16 protein-coding genes are annotated in these 18,001 nt (G+C 71.3%); 7 read left to right on the forward strand and 9 right to left on the reverse strand.

The window, feature by feature from the left end; translation table 11 throughout:
• Position 1 precedes the first annotated feature (1 nt).
• The 3 genes from AB0I82_RS24660 (at position 2) to AB0I82_RS24670 (ending at position 2,969) form a co-directional block, all read left to right on the forward strand.
• A complete protein-coding gene (locus AB0I82_RS24660) occupies positions 2 to 985 on the forward strand; it encodes an alpha-ketoacid dehydrogenase subunit beta (protein ID WP_363259512.1) in 984 nt (327 codons plus the stop codon).
• Between the two features lie 23 nt (positions 986 to 1,008).
• Positions 1,009 to 2,448, forward strand: coding sequence for a dihydrolipoamide acetyltransferase family protein (locus tag AB0I82_RS24665; protein ID WP_363259513.1), 1,440 nt, complete (start codon positions 1,009 to 1,011; stop codon positions 2,446 to 2,448).
• Positions 2,449 to 2,528: 80 nt separating this feature from the next.
• The gene (locus tag AB0I82_RS24670) at positions 2,529 to 2,969 is read left to right on the forward strand and encodes an NUDIX domain-containing protein (protein ID WP_363259514.1); all 441 of its coding nucleotides are present in this window, start codon (positions 2,529 to 2,531) and stop codon (positions 2,967 to 2,969) included.
• A 4-nt stretch (positions 2,970 to 2,973) separates the two neighbouring features.
• Here AB0I82_RS24670 and AB0I82_RS24675 read toward each other — a convergent pair whose 3' ends face one another.
• Positions 2,974 to 3,750, reverse strand: coding sequence for a class I SAM-dependent methyltransferase (locus AB0I82_RS24675; protein ID WP_363259515.1), 777 nt, complete (start codon positions 3,748 to 3,750; stop codon positions 2,974 to 2,976).
• A gap of 201 nt (positions 3,751 to 3,951) precedes the next feature.
• Here AB0I82_RS24675 and AB0I82_RS24680 point away from each other — a divergent pair, with 201 nt between their 5' ends.
• Both AB0I82_RS24680 and AB0I82_RS24685 read left to right on the forward strand, forming a co-directional pair.
• On the forward strand, positions 3,952 to 4,620 hold the full coding sequence (locus AB0I82_RS24680; RefSeq protein WP_363259516.1) for a GntR family transcriptional regulator: 669 nt from the start codon (positions 3,952 to 3,954) through the stop codon (positions 4,618 to 4,620).
• A complete protein-coding gene (locus AB0I82_RS24685) occupies positions 4,617 to 5,930 on the forward strand; it encodes an MFS transporter (RefSeq protein ID WP_363259517.1) in 1,314 nt (437 codons plus the stop codon). Before AB0I82_RS24680 ends, AB0I82_RS24685 begins: the two co-directional genes overlap by 4 nt.
• Before the next feature lie 52 nt (positions 5,931 to 5,982).
• On the opposite strand, the gene AB0I82_RS24690 is transcribed toward AB0I82_RS24685, so the two are convergent.
• Positions 5,983 to 6,807, reverse strand: a complete 825-nt coding sequence (locus AB0I82_RS24690) for a maleylpyruvate isomerase family mycothiol-dependent enzyme (RefSeq protein ID WP_363259518.1) — start codon at positions 6,805 to 6,807, stop codon at positions 5,983 to 5,985.
• 144 nt (positions 6,808 to 6,951) lie between these two features.
• Between AB0I82_RS24690 and AB0I82_RS24695 the strand changes: the two genes are divergently transcribed.
• Positions 6,952 to 7,740, forward strand: coding sequence for a carbon-nitrogen family hydrolase (locus tag AB0I82_RS24695; RefSeq protein WP_363259519.1), 789 nt, complete (start codon positions 6,952 to 6,954; stop codon positions 7,738 to 7,740).
• A gap of 60 nt (positions 7,741 to 7,800) precedes the next feature.
• On the opposite strand, the gene AB0I82_RS24700 is transcribed toward AB0I82_RS24695, so the two are convergent.
• Entirely contained in the window at positions 7,801 to 8,292 is a 492-nt protein-coding gene (locus tag AB0I82_RS24700) for an LURP-one-related family protein (protein ID WP_363259520.1), read from the reverse strand.
• 65 nt (positions 8,293 to 8,357) lie between these two features.
• Here AB0I82_RS24700 and AB0I82_RS24705 point away from each other — a divergent pair, with 65 nt between their 5' ends.
• A complete protein-coding gene (locus AB0I82_RS24705; protein WP_363259521.1) occupies positions 8,358 to 10,169 on the forward strand; it encodes an NHL domain-containing thioredoxin family protein in 1,812 nt (603 codons plus the stop codon).
• 22 nt (positions 10,170 to 10,191) lie between these two features.
• Here AB0I82_RS24705 and AB0I82_RS24710 read toward each other — a convergent pair whose 3' ends face one another.
• The 6 genes from AB0I82_RS24710 to AB0I82_RS24735 form a co-directional block, all read right to left on the reverse strand.
• Entirely contained in the window at positions 10,192 to 11,022 is an 831-nt protein-coding gene (locus AB0I82_RS24710; RefSeq protein WP_363259522.1) for an XRE family transcriptional regulator, read from the reverse strand.
• 100 nt (positions 11,023 to 11,122) lie between these two features.
• Positions 11,123 to 12,067 (reverse strand): hypothetical protein, encoded by a 945-nt coding sequence (locus AB0I82_RS24715; protein ID WP_363259523.1) that lies wholly within the window; start codon positions 12,065 to 12,067, stop codon positions 11,123 to 11,125.
• A 332-nt stretch (positions 12,068 to 12,399) separates the two neighbouring features.
• The gene (locus AB0I82_RS24720; protein WP_030259226.1) at positions 12,400 to 12,627 is read right to left on the reverse strand and encodes a DUF6458 family protein; all 228 of its coding nucleotides are present in this window, start codon (positions 12,625 to 12,627) and stop codon (positions 12,400 to 12,402) included.
• Positions 12,628 to 12,730: 103 nt separating this feature from the next.
• The gene (locus AB0I82_RS24725) at positions 12,731 to 14,650 is read right to left on the reverse strand and encodes a BTAD domain-containing putative transcriptional regulator (protein WP_363259524.1); all 1,920 of its coding nucleotides are present in this window, start codon (positions 14,648 to 14,650) and stop codon (positions 12,731 to 12,733) included.
• A 1-nt stretch (position 14,651) separates the two neighbouring features.
• Positions 14,652 to 15,944, reverse strand: a complete 1,293-nt coding sequence (locus AB0I82_RS24730) for a M18 family aminopeptidase (protein WP_363259525.1) — start codon at positions 15,942 to 15,944, stop codon at positions 14,652 to 14,654.
• A 216-nt stretch (positions 15,945 to 16,160) separates the two neighbouring features.
• Positions 16,161 to 17,987 (reverse strand): acyl-CoA dehydrogenase, encoded by a 1,827-nt coding sequence (locus AB0I82_RS24735; protein ID WP_363259526.1) that lies wholly within the window; start codon positions 17,985 to 17,987, stop codon positions 16,161 to 16,163.
• Positions 17,988 to 18,001: the final 14 nt, after the last annotated feature.

Consider the following 18,001-nt stretch of genomic DNA (forward strand, 5'->3'; position numbering starts at 1 on the left):
CATGGCCGTCTTCGAGAAGATCACCATCGCCAAGGCGATCAACGAATCGCTGCGTACGGCCATGGAGGCCGACCCCAAGGTCCTCGTCATGGGCGAGGACGTGGGCAAGCTCGGCGGCGTCTTCCGCGTCACCGACGGCCTGCAGAAGGACTTCGGCGAGGGCCGGGTGATCGACACCCCGCTCGCCGAGTCCGGCATCGTCGGCACCGCGATCGGCATGGCCCTGCGCGGCTACCGCCCGGTCGTGGAGATCCAGTTCGACGGCTTCGTCTTCCCCGCGTACGACCAGATCGTCACCCAGCTCGCCAAGATGCACGCCCGCGCGCTCGGCAAGATCAAGCTGCCGGTCGTCATCCGCATCCCCTACGGCGGCGCGATCGGCGCGGTCGAGCATCACTCCGAGTCGCCCGAGGTGCTCTTCGCGCACGTCGCCGGCCTGAAGGTGATCACCCCGTCGAACTCCTCGGACGCCTACTGGATGCTCCAGCAGGCCATCGCCGGCGACGACCCGGTCATCTACTTCGAGCCCAAGCGCCGCTACCACGACAAGTCCGCGCTGGACACCGAGGCCATCCCGCATCCGCTGCACAAGGCCCGGGTCGCCCGCGAGGGCAGCGACCTGACGCTCGCCGCGTACGGCCCGATGGTCAAGGTCTGCCAGGACGTCGCCCAGGTCGCCGCCGAGGAGGGCAAGTCGGTCGAGGTCGTCGACCTGCGGTCCCTCTCCCCGATCGACTTCGACACGCTCCAGTCCTCGGTCGAGAAGACCCGCCGCCTGGTCGTCGTGCACGAGGCGCCGGTCTTCCTCGGCTCCGGCGCGGAGATCGCCGCGCGGATCACCGAGCGGTGCTTCTACCACCTGGAGGCACCCGTGCTGCGGGTGGGCGGTTACCACGCCCCCTACCCGCCGTCCCGGCTGGAGGACGAGTACCTTCCGAACCTGGACCGGGTGCTCGACGCGGTCGACCGGTCGCTGGCGTACTGAGGGGCTTGAGGAGAGTCGTGACCATGACTGCAACCGATCAGCGCTTCCGCGAGTTCAAGATGCCCGACGTGGGCGAGGGACTGACCGAGGCGGAGATCCTCAAGTGGTACGTCGCCGAGGGCGACACCGTCGCCGACGGCCAGGTCGTCTGTGAGGTCGAGACCGCCAAGGCGGCCGTCGAACTCCCCATCCCGTACGACGGGGTGGTGCACCAGCTGCGCTTCGGCGAGGGCACCACGGTCGACGTCGGCACGGTCATCATCACCGTGGACACCGACCCGGGCGCCGGTCCCGCCGAGGCCCCGGCCGCTCCGGAAGCCGCCGAGCCGGCGGCCGAGGGCAGCGGGGGCGGCGAGGAGGGCCGCAAGGCCGTACTCGTCGGCTACGGCGCCGCGCCGTCCTCGACGAAGCGGCGTGCGCGCAAGGCGCAGCCCGGCACAGCGAACGTTGTACAGGGGGCCGTCCAGGCGGAGTTGAACGGGTACGCGGCGCCTGAGCCGGCGCCGGTTTCACGTGAAACACCGGCAGCCGCGCCTGCCGCTCCGGCCAACGCCGAGCGTCCGCTGGCCAAGCCGCCGGTCCGCAAGCTCGCCAAGGACCTCGGCATCGACCTGGCCACGGTCGTGCCCAGCGGCCCCGACGGGATCATCACCCGCGAGGACGTGCACGCGGCGGCCGCGCCCGCACCCGCGGCGGCACCGGAGTACGACGTGGAGCCGGCCCCGCACGAGCCCGCGCCGGCCCCCGAGGCCGTCGCCGCCGCACGGGAGACCCGTATCCCGGTCAAGGGCGTGCGCAAGGCCACCGCCCAGGCGATGGTGAACTCCGCGTTCACCGCGCCGCACGTCACGGAGTTCATCACCGTCGACGTGACCCGCACGATGCGGCTCGTACAGGAGCTGAAGCAGGACCCCGACATGGCGGGCGTCCGCGTCAACCCGCTCCTCCTCGTCGCCAAGGCGTTCCTGGTCGCCATCAAGCGCCACCCGGAGATCAACGCCTCCTGGGACGAGGAGAACCAGGAGATCGTCCGCAAGGACTATGTGAACCTGGGCATCGCGGCGGCGACCCCCCGGGGCCTGATCGTCCCCAACATCAAGGACGCCGGCGCCCAGACCCTGCCCCAGCTCGCCGCCTCCCTCGGCGAACTGGTCGCCACGGCCCGCGAGGGCAAGACCTCCCCGGCGGACATGGCGGGCGGCACGGTCACCATCACCAACGTCGGCGTCTTCGGCGTCGACACCGGTACACCCATCCTGAACCCCGGTGAGTCCGCGATCCTCGCCTTCGGCGCGGTCAAGGAGCAGCCCTGGGTCCACAAGGGCAAGGTCAAGCCGCGCCAGGTGACGACCCTGGCACTCTCCTTCGACCACCGTCTGGTCGACGGCGAGCTGGGCTCCAAGGTTCTCGCGGACACCGCCGCGATCCTGGAGCGCCCGAAGCGCCTGATCACCTGGTCGTAATGCGCGGTTGAGCGGCCCGGCAGGGCGGCGCGGCGAAAAGGAATTAGTGTCGCCGCGCCGCCCTGCTTACCGTCACCGTCATGACCGACGCACAGATCACTGCTGACACCGCCGCCCCGGACGCGCTCCCGCCCCTGCGGTCCGTCGCCTGGCTGCACATCAGGGACGGCCGCCTGCTGAGCGTCCGCACCCGCGGCAACGACACGTTCTACCTGCCCGGCGGCAAGTACGAGCCCGGTGAGACGGCCGCGGAGGCGCTCTCCCGCGAGCTGGCCGAGGAGATCGGCGTACAGGTCCCGGCGGGCGAGCTGACCGAGGCGTTCACCGTCCACGACGTGGCGCACGGCCGCGCCGGCCGGCGCCTGCACATGACCTGCTTCACGGGCGGCCCGGCCACCGTCGACCCGGTCCCGGCCCGGGAGATCGCCGAGGTCGCCTGGCACAACGCCGAGGACTTCGCCGTCTGCGCGCCTGCTTTCCGCCAGGTCGTCGCCCGGCTCACGGAGGCGGGCCGCCTCTAAGGCGTCAGCCTGCGGTGACGCGGAGCTTGGACTGGCCGTGCCCGCGCGACTCCCAGTCGTCCATGAAGTGGGCCTGCAGTCCGTGCCGCGCGGCCAGGTCGACGAGGGTCTCGGTCCGGTAGTAGAAGTCCTCGCGCAGTACCTGGTGCTCGGCGCCGGTGGTCCGGTCGAAGGTGAAGTCGAAGAAGCCGCCCGGGGCCAGCACCCGCCCCACATGGGCCAGGCATTCGTCGATGATCTCCAGCGGCGAGTGCGAGAAGACGCTGTGCGCGTGCACGACGTCGAAGTGGGCGTCGGGCAGGAAGTCCAGCGTGAGGTTCTTCGTGAGGGTCAGGTACGGGAGTCTGTCCTGGAGCCCCCGGTCGGCCAGCGTCTGCTTCGCGGCGATCAGGATGTCGGGCGAGATGTCGATGCCGTAGTAGTGGCCCGGTTCGAGGTACTCGATGAAGCGCCACCCGGCGCGCAGGTTGCCGCAGCCGATGTCGAGCATCCGGGACTCCCGGGTGAGGCCGTGCTCCCGCAGGTAGTCGAATTGCATCCGGCCGAGCGCGAGCCAGCGGTCGTGCGTCTGGCTGCCGACCGCCGCCTCGGGGTTGCGCCGGGTGTCGGACGCCATGACCGCGCGGTAGTAGCTCACATGGTCGGGGTGGTGGAGGGCCAGCCAGCGGTCCCTGGCGGCCCGCCGGACGTACGGCGGTATGCGTCCGGGGTGGCCGAGGGCGTAGCGGATCTTGTGGGCGAGTGCCGTCCGGTCGACGGCGAGGTTCTTCTTGACGGACATGCGGACGCACCCCATCTCGATCACTGGGCGTCACGGGAAGGACACAACCGCGTGGCGCACTGCTCATGGAGCGTAGGCAGGGTGCGGATAGATGGCGTAGGCAGTCTCCTCGCCCGGGCCTCGGACCTCGGGCGTTGCGCCTCGGGTCCGGATGATGGACGGCATCTGCAGACGCATACCTGTTGTATCTATCATGTGCGCATGCCATCAGCCTCAGCCTCTCCCGCCCCCGTGAAGCAGCCGCCGGCTGCCGAGCGGGTGTACGCGCACATCAAGCAGGCCGTCCTCGAACGCCGCTACGAGGGCGGCATGCTGCTCACCGAAGGCGAGCTCGCCGAGGCCGTGGGTGTGTCGCGGACGCCCGTACGCGAGGCGCTGCTGCGGCTGGAGGTCGAGGGGCTGATCAAGCTCTATCCGAAGAAGGGCGCGCTGGTCCTGCCGGTCTCCGCGCAGGAGATCGCGGACGTCGTGGAGACCCGGCTGCTGGTCGAGGAGCACGCGGCGCGCAAGGCCGTGCCCGCGCCGGCCGCGCTGATCGAGGAGCTGGAGTCGCTGCTGGCGACCATGCGCGAGCAGGTCGCCGCCGGTGACCTGGCCGCCGTCTCGGTCACCGACCGCTGCTTCCACGCCGCCATCGTGCGCAGTGCGGGCAATCAGATCCTGGTCCGGCTCTACGAGCAGCTGCGCGACCGCCAGCTGCGGATGGGCATCGCGGTGATGCACGCGCACCCGGACCGGATCGCGAAGAACATCGCCGAGCACGCCGAGATCCTCGAAGCGCTGCGGGCCGGCGACCCGGAGGCGGCCACCGCCGCCGTGCACCGGCACGTCAGCTGGGTGCGGAACCTCGCCCAGGGGGACGTGCGATGAGTACCGCACGGAGCGCCCCGATGACGCTGCCCGGTGATCCGCCCGGCGGCCGGCGGGCCATGTGGGTCTGGGGCATCGGCGTCGCCGTCTACTTCGTCGCGATCATCTACCGCACCAGCCTCGGCGTCGCGGGACTGGACGCGGCCGAGCGGTTCCACATCAACGCCTCGGCGCTGTCGACCTTCTCCATCCTGCAGTTGCTGGTCTACGCGGGCATGCAGATACCGGTCGGCCTGATGGTCGACAAGATGGGCCCGAAGAAGGTCCTGATCCTCGGCGCGACGCTCTACACCGTCGGCCAGCTCGGCTTCGCGCTGTCCGGCTCGTACGTCATGGCGTTGATCTCCCGCGCGCTGCTGGGCTGCGGCGACGCGATGGCGTTCATCAGCGTGCTGCGGCTGGGCACGCGCTGGTTCCCGGCCCGGCGCGGCCCGATGATCGCGCAGATCGCCGCCCTCATCGGCATGTCCGGCAACCTCGTCTCCACCCTCGTCCTCGCGCGGCTGCTGGACACCCTCGGCTGGACCCCGACCTTCGCCGGCAGCGCCGTCTGCGGCATCGCGGTGATCGCTCTCGTACTGCTCTTCCTCAAGGACCACCCCGAGGGCTTCGAGCCGGCACCCGCGGGCCCGCCGTCGGCCGGCGGCGGCTACGTACGGCAGCAGATATCCCAGTGCTGGCGCGAGCCGGGCACCCGGCTGGGCATGTGGGTGCACTTCACCACGCAGTTCCCGGCGATGTTCTTCCTGCTGCTGTGGGGGATGCCGTTCCTCGTCGAGGCGCAGGGGCTGACCGAGACCGCGGCCGGCGGACTGCTCACGCTCATCGTGGTCTCGAACATGGCCTCCGGGCTGGTCTACGGGCAGGTCATCGCCCGCCACCACGCGGCCCGGATGCCGCTGGCGCTCGGTACCGTCGGCGCCACGGCGACGCTGTGGGCCGCCATGCTCTGCTGGCCGGGGCACGCGCCGATGGCGCTGCTGGTCCTCACCTGCGTCGTGCTCGGCGCGTGCGGTCCGGCCTCGATGATCGGTTTCGACTTCGCCCGCCCGGCCAACCCGCCGGAGCGGCAGGGCACCGCCTCCGGCATCGTCAACATGGGCGGCTTCACCGCCTCGATGACGACCCTGCTGGCGGTCGGCGTGCTGCTGGACGCCACCGGCGACAACTACCGCATCGCCTTCGCGACGGTCTTCGTCCTGGAGGCGATCGGCGTCAGCCAGATCCTGCGGCTGCGCAAGCGGGCGGCGCGCCGGGAGCGCGAGCGGACGGTGGCGAGCCGGGTGGAGGCGGTGCACGTACCGGTGTGACCGCCCCGTGCCGGGCGTGCGTCGGTGTGTCTTCCGGGCGCGCGCCCCGCGCCTACGGCGTCACCGCGAAGTGCTCCAGCACGGCCCCGGCCAGCTCCTGATCGCCCTCGACCTTGACCCGGTCGGCGACGGCCGCAGGGCGCACCCGGCCGCAGGCCAGCCGGACGTAGGTCTCCCAGTCCGTCGAGAGCGTGACGTCCGGGCCCAGCGAGACGCTGCCGTCGACCGTCCCGCGGCCCTGCGCGTCGACCCGTACGGTCCGCATGAACTCCACCGGCCCGGTCACATCGATCACCACGGCGGAGCCGGCCGGCGCGCCCGCGTCCTCGGCCACGACCTTGGCCAGCGCCGGGATCAGGAAGTCGCGGGTGAGATGGGCGCCGGGGGAGTCGAGATTGCCGGGCTCGCCGAGCGCGCGGCGGATGTCCTGCTCGTGCACCCAGGTGTCGAATGCCCGCACCTTCAGCGCGTGTTCGAGCGTCTGCTCCTTGCCCTGCGGGCCGCGGACCGTCGCGTCCGGCTCCCGCGTCTCGTTGCGCAGCTGCCGGGCGCGGCGGATGACGGTGTACTCCAGCTCCGCCGTCATCTCCGGACCCGTGTGATGCCGGCGGACGTCGACCTGCATTTCCATGTACCGCGCGAACTCGCTGCGTACGTGGTAGAGATCGCGCGGCAGCGAGTGGATGGGGCGGGGATCGCCCAGCGCCTCGCAGTCCAGGCCGATGAGGTGGGACACGATGTCCCGCACCGACCAGCCGGGGCATTCCGTGGCGCGATTCCACTCCCCTTCCACGAGCGGCGTCACCAGCTCGGATATTGCTTCGATGGAGTGCGTCCAGGCGTCGATGGAGGGCTGAAGGACTGGGTGGACGGTCACGGGACCCCTCGGACGGTTTGTACGCGGGCTGCTGTCTGTGCAGTTAAGTTACGCTGCGCACGGGCACCCCGGCAGTGCTTTCGGGTGACCATCGTAGGCATTTTTTGACGACGGACCGGGCTCGGAAGACCAGGCGGTGGTACTGTGCGCGCTTCATTGCTCCAAGTCGGTGTGGACCAGCAGGAACCGGTCAATTCCCGCCGGGAGCGGGTGGCTTCACTCGTGCGCTCCCAGGCGGACGCGGATCTCGTCGTGCTCCCCGAGCTGTGGCCGGTGGGCGCCTTCGCCTTCGACGCCTTCGAGGAGGTCGCGGAGGCGCTGGACGGTCCGACCCACCAGCTCATGTCGGCGGCGGCGCGGGACGCGGGCGTCTGGCTGCACGCCGGGTCGGTCATCGAGCGCGGCGCGGACGGCGTCCTCTACAACACCTCGCTGGTCTACTCCCCCGACGGCGAGCGCGCCGCGCACTACCGCAAGATCCACCGCTTCGGCTTCGACAAGGGCGAGGCGACGCTGCTGGGCGCCGGCACCGAGCCGGTGACGGTCGCCCTGCCGGACACCACGCTCGGCCTGGCCACCTGCTACGACCTGCGCTTCCCCGAGCTGTTCCGACAGCTGGTGGACGCCGGCGCGCAGACCCTCGTCGTACCGGCCGGCTGGCCCGCGCGGCGCCGCGCGCACTGGTCGCTGCTGGCCCGCGCCCGGGCGGTGGAGAACCAGACGTACGTACTCGCCTGCGGCACGGGCGGCATGCACGCCGGCGTGGAGCAGGCCGGGCACAGCGTGATCGTCGACCCGTGGGGCGAGGTGCTCGCCGAGGCCGGCCCCGATGAGGAGATCATCAGCGCCGAGCTGGACCCGGAGCTGGTCGGCAAGGTCCGGCACTCCTTCCCCGTACTGCGCGACCGCGTACTGGGGCTGCCGACGCCGTGACCCGCGGGCCGTGCGCGGGGGCTCTCAGCCCTCGCGCTGCGGCGGTGAGGCCCAGGCCGGTCAGCCCTCGCGCTCCCGCTCCGCCAGCCGGATCACGCACACCGCGATCGCGATGATCAGTGCGGCGTCGGCGTCCTCCCGCACCACGTTGACCGCGTAGGTGTCCCGCACGGTCAGCCAGCGCCGGGAGATCTCCGCCAGCAGCTCGCCGTCGTACTCGACCGCGAACTCCCGGTCCAGGATCTTGCCGCTGACGTCCAGCTCCGTGCCGTCCACCAGCTCCACGCGGTAGTGGTTGCGCAGCAGCGACAGCCGCTTCCGCCGGATGGTGGCGATGACCTGGTCGTCCCGCTCGATCGTCATCGTGTCGCGCAGGCTCAGCACCTTTTTGCGCAGCGTGATCAGCACCCGGCCCGCGCGGTCCTTGATCTCGAAGGTCTCCCGCATCCGGAGCGCCTTGCCGTCGACGAGGTAGACGCTGCGGCCCGTCTCGTCCTCGATCCAGTAGTCCTCGCCGATCCCGAAGATCCGGTCGCGTACCAGGTATCTCATGTCCTGAGGACTTCCCGCGGGCCCCGCCGGAATGCGCGACCGGGTGGGTGGCGTTGAATGTCCACATGGCTTCACGTGCGCGCGTCCGGGCCCCCGAGCTGATCGGCAAGGGCGGCTGGCTCAACACCGGCAACAAGGATCTGACCCTCTCCGACCTGCGGGGACGCATTGTCGTCCTGGACTTCTGGACGTTCTGCTGTGTGAACTGCCTGCACGTCCTGGACGAGCTGCGGGAGCTGGAGGAGCGGCACCGCGACACCGTCGTCATCGTCGGCGTGCACTCCCCGAAGTTCGTGCACGAGGCGGAGCACCAGGCCGTCGTCGACGCGGTCGAGCGGTACGAGGTCGAGCACCCCGTCCTGGACGATCCCGAGCTCGCCACCTGGAAGCAGTACGCCGTCCGCGCCTGGCCGACGCTGGTCGTCATCGACCCCGAGGGTTACGTCGTCGCCCAGCACGCCGGTGAGGGCCACGCCCACGCCATCGAGAAGCTGGTCGAGGAGCTGGAGGCGGAGCACGAGGCGAAGGGGACGCTGCGGCGCGGCGACGGCCCGTACGTACCGCCCGAGCCGGTCGCCACCGACCTCCGCTTCCCCGGCAAGGCACTTCAGCTGCCCGGGGGCTCCTTCCTGGTCTCGGACACCACCCGGCACCAGCTGGTGGAGCTGGACGGGGACGGCGAGAGCGTGCTGCGGCGGATCGGCACCGGCGAGCGCGGCCTGGCGGACGGTACGGCCGAGCGGGCCGCCTTCAGCGAGCCGCAGGGCCTCGCGCTGCTGCCGGACGGCAAGGTGATCGTCGCCGACACGGTCAACCACGCGCTGCGCACGTTCGACCCGGCCACCGGCGAGGTCGCGACCGTCGCCGGTACCGGCAAGCAGTGGTGGCAGGGCTCGCCCACCGAGGGTCCGGCGCGCGAGGTGGACCTCTCCTCGCCGTGGGACGTGGCGTACTTCGACGGCCGGGTGTGGATCGCCATGGCCGGCGTGCACCAGCTGTGGACGTACGACCCGGAGGCCGGGACCGTGCGGGCCGCGGCGGGCACCACCAACGAGGGTCTGGTGGACGGGCCGGCCGCCGAGGCGTGGTTCGCGCAGCCGTCGGGCCTGGCCGCCACCGAGGACCGGCTGTGGATCGCCGACTCCGAGACCAGCGCGGTCCGCTGGATCGACCGCGAGGGCGTGGTGCACACGGCCGTGGGCACCGGCCTCTTCGACTTCGGCCACCGCGACGGCGCCGCCGACCAGGCGCTGCTCCAGCACCCGCTGGGCGTCACCGCACTGCCGGACGGCTCGGTCGCGGTCTCCGACACCTACAACCACGCGCTGCGCCGCTTCGACCCGGCGACCGGCGAGGTGACCACGCTCGCCACCGACCTGCGGGAGCCGTCGGACGCGGTGCTCGTCGGCGACGACATCGTCGTCGTGGAGTCGGCCCGGCACCGGCTGACCCGGCTGCGGCTGCCCGAGGAGGCGGTACGGGTGGAGTCGGTCGCGCACCGCACCCAGCGCGCCGCCACCGAGGTGGCCCCCGGCCGGCTCCGGCTGGACGTGGTCTTCCAGGCACCGGCCGGGCAGAAGCTGGACACCCGCTACGGCCCGTCCACCCGGCTGCTGGTCAGCTCGACCCCGCCGGAGCTGCTGGCGGCGGGCGACGGCGCCGATACGGATCTCAGCCGCGACCTGGTCCTGGCCGACGGGGTCACCGAGGGCGTGCTGCACGTCTCGGCGATGGCCGCGTCCTGTGACGACGACCCGGACATCGAGTATCCGGCCTGCCATGTGCACCAGCAGGACTGGGGCGTGCCGGTCACGGTCACCGCGGACGGGACCGCCCGGCTGGGGCTGGTCCTCGCGGGCCTGGACAGCGAGGCGTAGGCCGGGGACGGACGGACCCCGGTCACTCGCAGCTGTCGAGCGTCGAGTACTGGAGCTGGCCGGGGTCGATCCGGATGCCGGGCATCCACAGCTTCTTGCCGTCCTGCCGGACCTGGAACCAGATGCTGCTGTGGCCGCCTACCTCATCGGTGACGGTGACGCCGTTGGCGACCCGGCACTCGGCGGTCAACCGGTCGCCGTGCCAGACGCGACCGCCGATGTTGGACGGCCGGTAGGCGAGGTACGGGTCCATGGCCAGTCCCATGGAGCACTCGCGCGTGTGCTTGGGCCGGCACTTCTTGTCGACGTTATGGACGGTGATGCGCTCGGTGCCCTTCGCGGCCGGTGTTTCACGTGAAACACCGCTGCCCGAGGGCCCGTTGTCGTCGATCAGGCTCCATGTGACGACGGCTGCCACAGCGAGGACCGCGGCCGTGGTGGCGCCCACCAGGATCGGCTTCAGTCGGCGCGCGGGCTTCGGCGGCCGCTCCGGCGCGCTCCCGGAAGCCTCGGCCGCGCCGTCCGGGGTGGCCAACGCGCCTGCCGTCGCTGCCTCGTTGGCGCGGTGCAGCAGCCGTACCAGCTCCGGAAGCCGGTCCTCTCCGGTGAAGGAGAGCTTGCACCACTGCACCAACAGCCGTTCGTCGGGCAGGCTCTGGCCCCGCAGGTAGCGGGACAGGGACGATCTGCTGGCCGGGAGCCTGCCTTCCAGCTCCTTCAGGCTCAGGCCCAGCTCGCCATGCATGTGCCGCAGCCCGGACACGAAGTCGCGTACCGGTCCGGCGAGTTGATCGGGAAGGGGCGCGAGCGGCTTGCGGCGGGGACTGGTGGCACGGTTCGGTTTCCCTTGCACGCACGGCATTCCAGCACAGCCGCAGCACGCACCGCGAGAGGCACTTCCGCTCCCCTGTGGCGGAAGTGCCTCTCGTTACACGATCCGGAAACCGCCCGGATCAGTCCGTGAACTTCACGGGGCGGTAGGGCTTGAACTCGCCGCCGTTGAGTCCGTAGGTGAGGGACCGGTGGTCGGTGCCGTGGCCGCCGCGCTGCTCGTACGCGGTGTAGGAGGTGTGCGCGGGGTTGTCCCACTTCTCGAACATCACGACGTGCCGGGTGTTGTTGTCACCGGCCGCGTCGATGAGCAGGTCACCGGGCTTCAGGTCGTTGACGGCGATCGGCCGGGTGATCTTCGAGCTGGTGAGCCCCACGGTGTTCGTACCGGGGGCGCCCAGGTTCAGCGCCATGGAGACGTAGCCGGAGCAGTCCTGGCGGTAGCCGTCCTTCCAGTTCTTCGCCTGGCTGTAGGGCACCTGCGCACCGTTGTTGGCGGTCAGCCAGGTGGCCGCGCGCTGCAGCGCCTCGCCGCGGGTGCCGCCGGGCGCCGGGGCCGGCGGCGGGCCGCCCTGCACGGGCACGCCGGGCAGCGAGTCCTGCGGGATGTCGACCGCGACGACGCTGAGGAAGCCGGTCACCGGGCCGGTGAGGTGCGCCATGTAGGTCGAGCAGGAGCTGCCTTCGCAGACCTTCTTGCCCGTGTTGACCTGGTAGTCGACGGTGATCTTGTCCTGGCCCGCCGCGTCCTTGTTGATCATTCCGACGGAGGGCGAGTTCGTGTCCGGCGTGGCGTGCACGACCCAGCGCGTCCCCCAGGTCGGGAAGGTGCTGCCGGCCGCGGTCTTCTTGATGGTGGCGGCCGTCCCGCCCTGCGTCTTCAGGTCGGCCTTGGTGTCCCGCGTCTTGACGGTGGTCTGCGCGGCGGCCTTGGTACCGGTGTCCGCCTTGGCGTCACCGCCCGAGCAGGCCGTGATGCCGGAGATGCCGATGCCCGCCGCGGCGATCGTGGGAAGGACGCGGCGCAGCGCGGTCGTGCGGAATGCCGTGTACGTGGTCGGTGCCATGGTGAATTCCCCTCGTTTGTGAGGCTCCTGAACGCCGCGCTGTGCGGTGCGGCGCCCTGTCGGCCTCGGCGACGGGAACCATCATTGGGCGGGAATCAGGGGGAATCCGGGACTGCCGTGTCCCATGGGACATCCCATCCGCCGGGATGTCCCGCTCACGCCGCTGACCTGCTGGGACGTGGCGTGGGACGGTGAGTGCGCGGGACGACGCGCGCGGGGCGGCGGGACATGGCGGGACGTGCGCGCACGCCAAAGGGGCGCCCGCGCGACGTTGCGCGGGCGCCCCTTTGGCAAGTCCGTATGTGAGTTGTGGTCACCTGGCCGCGGTCAGGTCACTCGTAGCCGTGCCGGTGGGTCTCCTCGATCACGGGCGCTGCGGGCGGCGGTGGCTGCATGCGCCGCCGCTTGAAGATGCTGACGTAAGCGGCGATACCGATGATGCCGACCGCCATCAGGATCAGTCCCACGAGATCGAGGTTGACCCCGGCCATCTGCCAGTCCACCGCGAAGGTCAGGATGCCTCCGGCGGCGAGCAGACCGATGCACCAGCCGATGCCCATGATGTGCGCCTCCTCTGGATCGGCGGTTCCGGGCGGGTCCCGTGCCGAGTACCCGGCCGCGGGGCCATCAATCAGCGGTCCGTCAATCCAGAAGCGCCGTACCTCAGTTGTGCGGTTCCGTCTCCTCCGACTCTCCCGTCCCGTCCCGGGCGAAGAGCTGGGTCAGCGTGCTGATCGTGTAGACGTCCGTGGCCTTCTCGTCGACCAGATGCATCTCGGCCAGCCGGGCCAGCCCGTCCTGCGTGTGCTCCAGGTCCGAGCCGGCCAGCGCGGCCGCCGCCGAGGCGTTCAGCTGCCCGTCCGTACTGGTCGCCAGCGCGCTCAGCAGCCGCGCGTCGTCCGCCGAGAGCCGGGCCACGGACATCCGCAGCGCCGAGGCGATCCCGGTGTCCTCCGCGGAGAGCAGCGACAGCCGGCGCCGCTCGTCGCGCAGCGCGGCCGCGAGCCGGGTCAGCCGCCAGCGCGGCCGGGCGGTCAGCTGGGCGACCGCGGCACGCAGCGCCAGCGGCAGCCCGTCGCACAGTTCGACCAGCTCGCGGGCGGCCTCCGGGTCCTCGTCCACCCGCTCGGCGCCGAGCATCGCGCCCAGCAGCGCCACGCCCTCCGGCACGCCGAACACCTGCAGTCCCACCGGCCGGGCGCAGTCGGTGGCCACCAGGCCGTCCAGCCTGCTCCGGCTGGTGACGAGGGTGGCGCAGCCGGGGCCGCCGGGCAGCAGCGGCCGCACCTGCGCCGAGCTGCGGGCGTTGTCCAGTACGACCAGCAGCCGGCGGTCCGCGACCAGCGAGCGGAACAGCGCGGAGGCGGCCGTCGGGGAGGACGGCACGGCGTGCTCCGGCGTGCCCAGCGCGGTGAGGAAGAAGCGCAGTACGGCGGCCGGTTCGGCCGCGTCGCCCTCGCCGAAGCCGCGCAGGTCGGCGAAGAGCTGCCCGTCGGGGAAGTCGGCGGCGTGCTGGTGTGCCCACTGCACGGCACACGCGGTCTTGCCGACCCCGGCAGGGCCGGTCACGACCGCCAGTGGGCTGTCGCTCTCCGGACCGAAGTCGCCGGTCAGCGCCGCGGTGAGCCGGTCCAGCGCCGCTTCCCGGCCGAGGAAGCGGGCGGGTGGCCGGGGCAGCAGCCGGGGCGATGCCGGGCCCGTACCCGCGCCACCGTCCGTACCGACGCCGCTCGGCTCGGTTTCACGTGAAACCGCCGCGGGAGGCTGTTCGGTACCGCTGTCCGGAGCACTCGGCCCGTCCGCCGTACGGGCTGCCGGTACCGTCCCGGTGCCCGGCGCCGCCTCTTCCGCCCGCAGGATCTCCTCGTACGCCCCTCGCAGCCGCGCGCCCGGATCGACGCCCAGCTCCTCGTTCAGCAGCCGCCGGGTGCGGTGGTACCAGTCCAGCGCGTCCGACTGGCGGCCCGTCCGGAACAGCGCCCGCATCAGGGCGGCGATCAGCCCCTCCCGCAGTGGGTGCTGCACTGCGGCGGTGTAGAGCACGGACGCGGCCTGCTCGTGCTCGCCCAGCGCGCTGTGCGCACGGGCCAGCGCCTCCACCGCCGTCAGCCGCCGCTCGTCCAGCGCGTGCGTGGCGGCGGCGAACGGCGGGCTGGTGACCGTGCCGGTCAGCGCGGGGCCGCGCCACAGCCCGAGCGCCTCCCGCAGCAGCGGCACGGCGTCGGCCGGGGCCGCCTCGGGCCGGGCCAGCGAGACCAGTTCACCGAAGCGGTGCGCGTCGATCAACTCCTCGGGGAGCCGCAGCAGATACGCCGAGCCGTGCGTGGCCAGCTCCACGCCGTACGCCTCGGCGCCGGCCGCCGCGAGCGTGGCGCGCAGCCGCGACACATGTCCCTGCACGACCGTGCGGGCGTGCTCGGGCGGCTCGTCCTCCCACAGGGAGTCGATCAACTGCTCCAGCGGGACGGTGGTGTTGGGCCGCAGGAGCAGCAGCGCGAGCACGCTGCGCCGCTTGGCGGGTCCGAGCGCGAGTTCGCCCGCGGCGGTGGTGACGCTGACCGGACCCAGCAGGGAGAACTCCAACTCAGCCCTCCAGGAAGGCTGTCAGGGCCGCGGCCAGCAGATGCGGGTCCTCGGCGCCGCACAGCTCGCGCGCCGAGTGCATCGAGAGGATCGCGACACCGATGTCGACGGTGGTGATGCCGTGCCGTGCTGCGGTGATCGGGCCGATCGTCGTGCCGCACGGCATGGAGTTGTTCGAGACGAAGTTCTGCCACGGCACGCCGGCCCGCTCGCAGGCGTCGGCGAAGACCGCGCGGCCGCCGCCGTCGGTGGCGTACCGCTGGTTGACGTTGACCTTCAGGATCGGGCCGCCGTTGGGCAGCGGGTGGTGGCCCGGCTCGTGCCGCTCGGTGTAGTTCGGGTGGACGGCGTGGCCGGTGTCGGAGGACAGGCAGACCGTACCGGCGAAGGCGCGCGCCCGGTCCTCGTAACTGCCGCCGCGCGCGAAGACCGAACGCTCCAGCACGGTGCCGAGCAGCGGGCCGTCGGCGCCGGTGTCGGACTGGCTGCCGTTCTCCTCGTGGTCGAAGGCGGCCAGCACCGGGATGCAGGACAGGCCGTCCTGCGCGGACGCGGCGGCAAGCGCGGCCGTACCGGCGTGCACGGAGAGGAGGTTGTCCATCCGCGGCCCGGCGACCAGCTCCTGGTCCCGGCCCAGGTAGGCGGGCGGCTCGACGCTGTGCACCATCAGGTCCCAGCCGCGCACCTCGCCGGCGGAGAGCCCCGCCTCCTCCTCGACGAAGGAGATCAGGCCGCCCTCCTGGACCTCGCCCAGGCCCCAGATCGGCGTCATGTGCCGCTGCTTGTCGAGCTTGAGGCCGTCGGCGTTGACCGACCGGTCCAGGTGCACGGCCAGCTGCGGTACGCGCAGCAGCGGCCGGTCGACGTTGACCAGCCGGTGGCTGCCGTCCCGCAGCGTCACCCGCCCCGACAGGCCCAGGTCCCGGTCGAGCCAGGTGTTGAGCAGCGTGCCGCCGTAGATCTCGACCGCGATCTGCCGCCAGCCGCGCGCCCCCGTGTCCGGGATCGGCTTCACGCGGAGGTTCGGCGAGTCGGTGTGCGCCCCGACGATGCGGAACGGCGTCGCGGGGGTCGCGCCCTCGGGGACGTACCAGGCGATGAGGGCGCCGCCGCGGAGCACGTACTTGCCGCCCGCCTCACCGTCCCAGGAGTCGGTCTCGACGACCTGCCGGAAGCCGGCCTTCTCCAGTCGGGCCGCCGCGTTCGCCACCGCGTGGTACGGCGACGGGCTCGCGGCGAGGAAGGACATCAGGTCGTCGGTGTGGCCGCGGTCGAAGCGGACAGATGTGCTCATGGATTCAGCATAAGGAGGCGTTGCACCGGGTGGGTGGTGCGCCGTACGGATGAGTGGAATCCGGCGTCGGCGTGGCCGACGTGACGCCTGTGTTCCAAGGTGTTCAAGAAGCTGGCTAGGAACGGTCGATGGCCACGGTCGGGAACCGCCGATGGCCCCGCCCGGACGGACCGGACGGGGCCATGAACGGCAGGCGAGGAAAGCCTCAGCGGCGGATCAGAACGCCGCCTCGTCCAGCTCCATCAGCGACTGGTCGACGGACTCGGCGAGCCCGCGCTGCACGGAGACGCCCGGCAGGACGTTGTGCGCGAAGAACTTCGCCGCCGCGATCTTGCCCTGGTAGAACGCCTGGTCCTTGCTGGAGGCGGTCGCCAGCTTCTCCTGGGCCACCGCGGCGCCCTTGAGCAGCAGGTAACCGATGACGACGTCACCGGAGGCCATCAGCAGCCGCGTGGTGTTCAGCCCCACCTTGTAGATGGACTTGACGTCCTTCTCCGTGGCGGCGAGGTCGGTCAGCATCGCGCCGACGATCGCCTCCAGGTCACCGGCCGCCTTGGCCAGCTCGCCGCGTGCGCCCTCCAGCTCCTCGCCGCCGACCGCCTCGGCCAGGAACTTCTTGATGGTCTCCGAGAGCTGGGTCAGCGCCGCGCCCTGGTTGCGGACGATCTTCCGGAAGAAGAAGTCCTGGCCCTGGATGGCGGTGGTGCCCTCGTAGAGCGTGTCGATCTTGGAGTCCCGGATGTACTGCTCGATCGGGTACTCCTGCAGGTAGCCGGAGCCGCCGAAGGTCTGCAGCGACTGGGCCAGCTGCTCGTAGGACTTCTCCGAGCCGTAGCCCTTCACGATCGGCAGCAGCAGGTCGTTCAGCGCGTGCTCGGCCGACGCGTCCTCGCCCGCGGCCTCCTTGACCAGGATCTCGTCCTGGACGGTGGCCGTGTAGAGCACGAGGGAGCGCATGCCCTCCGCGTACGCCTTCTGCGTCATCAGCGAGCGGCGCACGTCGGGGTGGTGGGTGATGGTGACGCGCGGCGCGGTCTTGTCGGTGAAGGCCGCCAGGTCCGGGCCCTGCACGCGCTCCTTGGCGTACTCCAGCGCGTTCAGGTAGCCGGTCGACAGGGTCGCGATGGCCTTCGTGCCGACCATCATCCGGGCGAACTCGATGATGCGGAACATCTGGCGGATGCCGTCGTGCTTCTCGCCGATGAGCCAGCCCTTGGCGGGGTGCTTGTCGCCGAAGGTCATCTCGCAGGTGTTGGACGCCTTGAGGCCCATCTTGTGCTCGACGTTGGTCGCGTAAACGCCGTTACGGGCGCCCAGCTCACCGGTCTCGAAGTCGAACTCGTACTTCGGCACGAGGAAGAGCGACAGGCCCTTGGTGCCCGGACCGTGGCCCTCGGGGCGCGCCAGCACGTAGTGGAGGATGTTCTCCGCCATGTCGTGCTCACCGGAGGTGATGAAGCGCTTCACGCCCTCGATGTGCCAGGAGCCGTCCTCCTGCTTGACCGCCTTGGTACGGCCGGCGCCGACATCCGAACCCGCGTCGGGCTCGGTCAGCACCATCGTGGAGCCCCAGCCCTTCTCGGTGGCGACCTTGGCGATGTGCTTCTGCTGCTCGGTGCCCTCCTCGAAGAGCACGCCGGCGAAGGCCGGGCCGGAGGCGTACATCCACACGGCCGGGTTCGAGCCCAGGATGGACTCGGCGAAGGCCCACAGCAGGGAGCGCGGCGTGGTCGTGCCGCCGATCTCCTCCGGGACGCCCAGCCGCCACCACTCGGCGTCCATGTACGCCTGGTAGCTCTTCTTGAAGGTCTCCGGGACCGGCGCCGTGTTGGTCTCGGGGTCGAAGACCGGCGGGTTCCGGTCGGCGTCCTCGAACGACGCGGCCAGCTCGTTCTCGGCCAGCCGGGCGATCTCGGACAGCACGCTCTTGGCGGTGTCGACGTCCATCTCGGCGAACGGTCCGGTGCCGTACACACTGTCGCGGCCGAGCACCTCGAAGAGGTTGAACTCGATGTCCCGGAGATTCGACTTGTAGTGCCCCATGGCGACGGCTCCGT

It is taken from the genome of Streptomyces sp. NPDC050315 (assembly GCF_040655775.1).
Classification (GTDB): Bacteria; Actinomycetota; Actinomycetes; order Streptomycetales; family Streptomycetaceae; genus Streptomyces.

Coding starts and splice junctions, on each gene's coding strand:
- AB0I82_RS24735 (WP_363259526.1), bottom strand. CDS start 17,987: ATGGGGCACTACAAGTCGAATCTCCGGGACATCGAGTTCAACCTCTTC.
- AB0I82_RS24675 (WP_363259515.1), bottom strand. CDS start 3,750: ATGTCCGTCAAGAAGAACCTCGCCGTCGACCGGACGGCACTCGCCCAC.
- AB0I82_RS24680 (WP_363259516.1), top strand. CDS start 3,952: ATGCCATCAGCCTCAGCCTCTCCCGCCCCCGTGAAGCAGCCGCCGGCT.
- AB0I82_RS24670 (WP_363259514.1), top strand. CDS start 2,529: ATGACCGACGCACAGATCACTGCTGACACCGCCGCCCCGGACGCGCTC.
- AB0I82_RS24705 (WP_363259521.1), top strand. CDS start 8,358: ATGGCTTCACGTGCGCGCGTCCGGGCCCCCGAGCTGATCGGCAAGGGC.
- AB0I82_RS24685 (WP_363259517.1), top strand. CDS start 4,617: ATGAGTACCGCACGGAGCGCCCCGATGACGCTGCCCGGTGATCCGCCC.
- AB0I82_RS24700 (WP_363259520.1), bottom strand. CDS start 8,292: ATGAGATACCTGGTACGCGACCGGATCTTCGGGATCGGCGAGGACTAC.
- AB0I82_RS24720 (WP_030259226.1), bottom strand. CDS start 12,627: ATGGGCATCGGCTGGTGCATCGGTCTGCTCGCCGCCGGAGGCATCCTG.
- AB0I82_RS24715 (WP_363259523.1), bottom strand. CDS start 12,067: ATGGCACCGACCACGTACACGGCATTCCGCACGACCGCGCTGCGCCGC.
- AB0I82_RS24660 (WP_363259512.1), top strand. CDS start 2: ATGGCCGTCTTCGAGAAGATCACCATCGCCAAGGCGATCAACGAATCG.
- AB0I82_RS24665 (WP_363259513.1), top strand. CDS start 1,009: ATGACTGCAACCGATCAGCGCTTCCGCGAGTTCAAGATGCCCGACGTG.
- AB0I82_RS24730 (WP_363259525.1), bottom strand. CDS start 15,944: ATGAGCACATCTGTCCGCTTCGACCGCGGCCACACCGACGACCTGATG.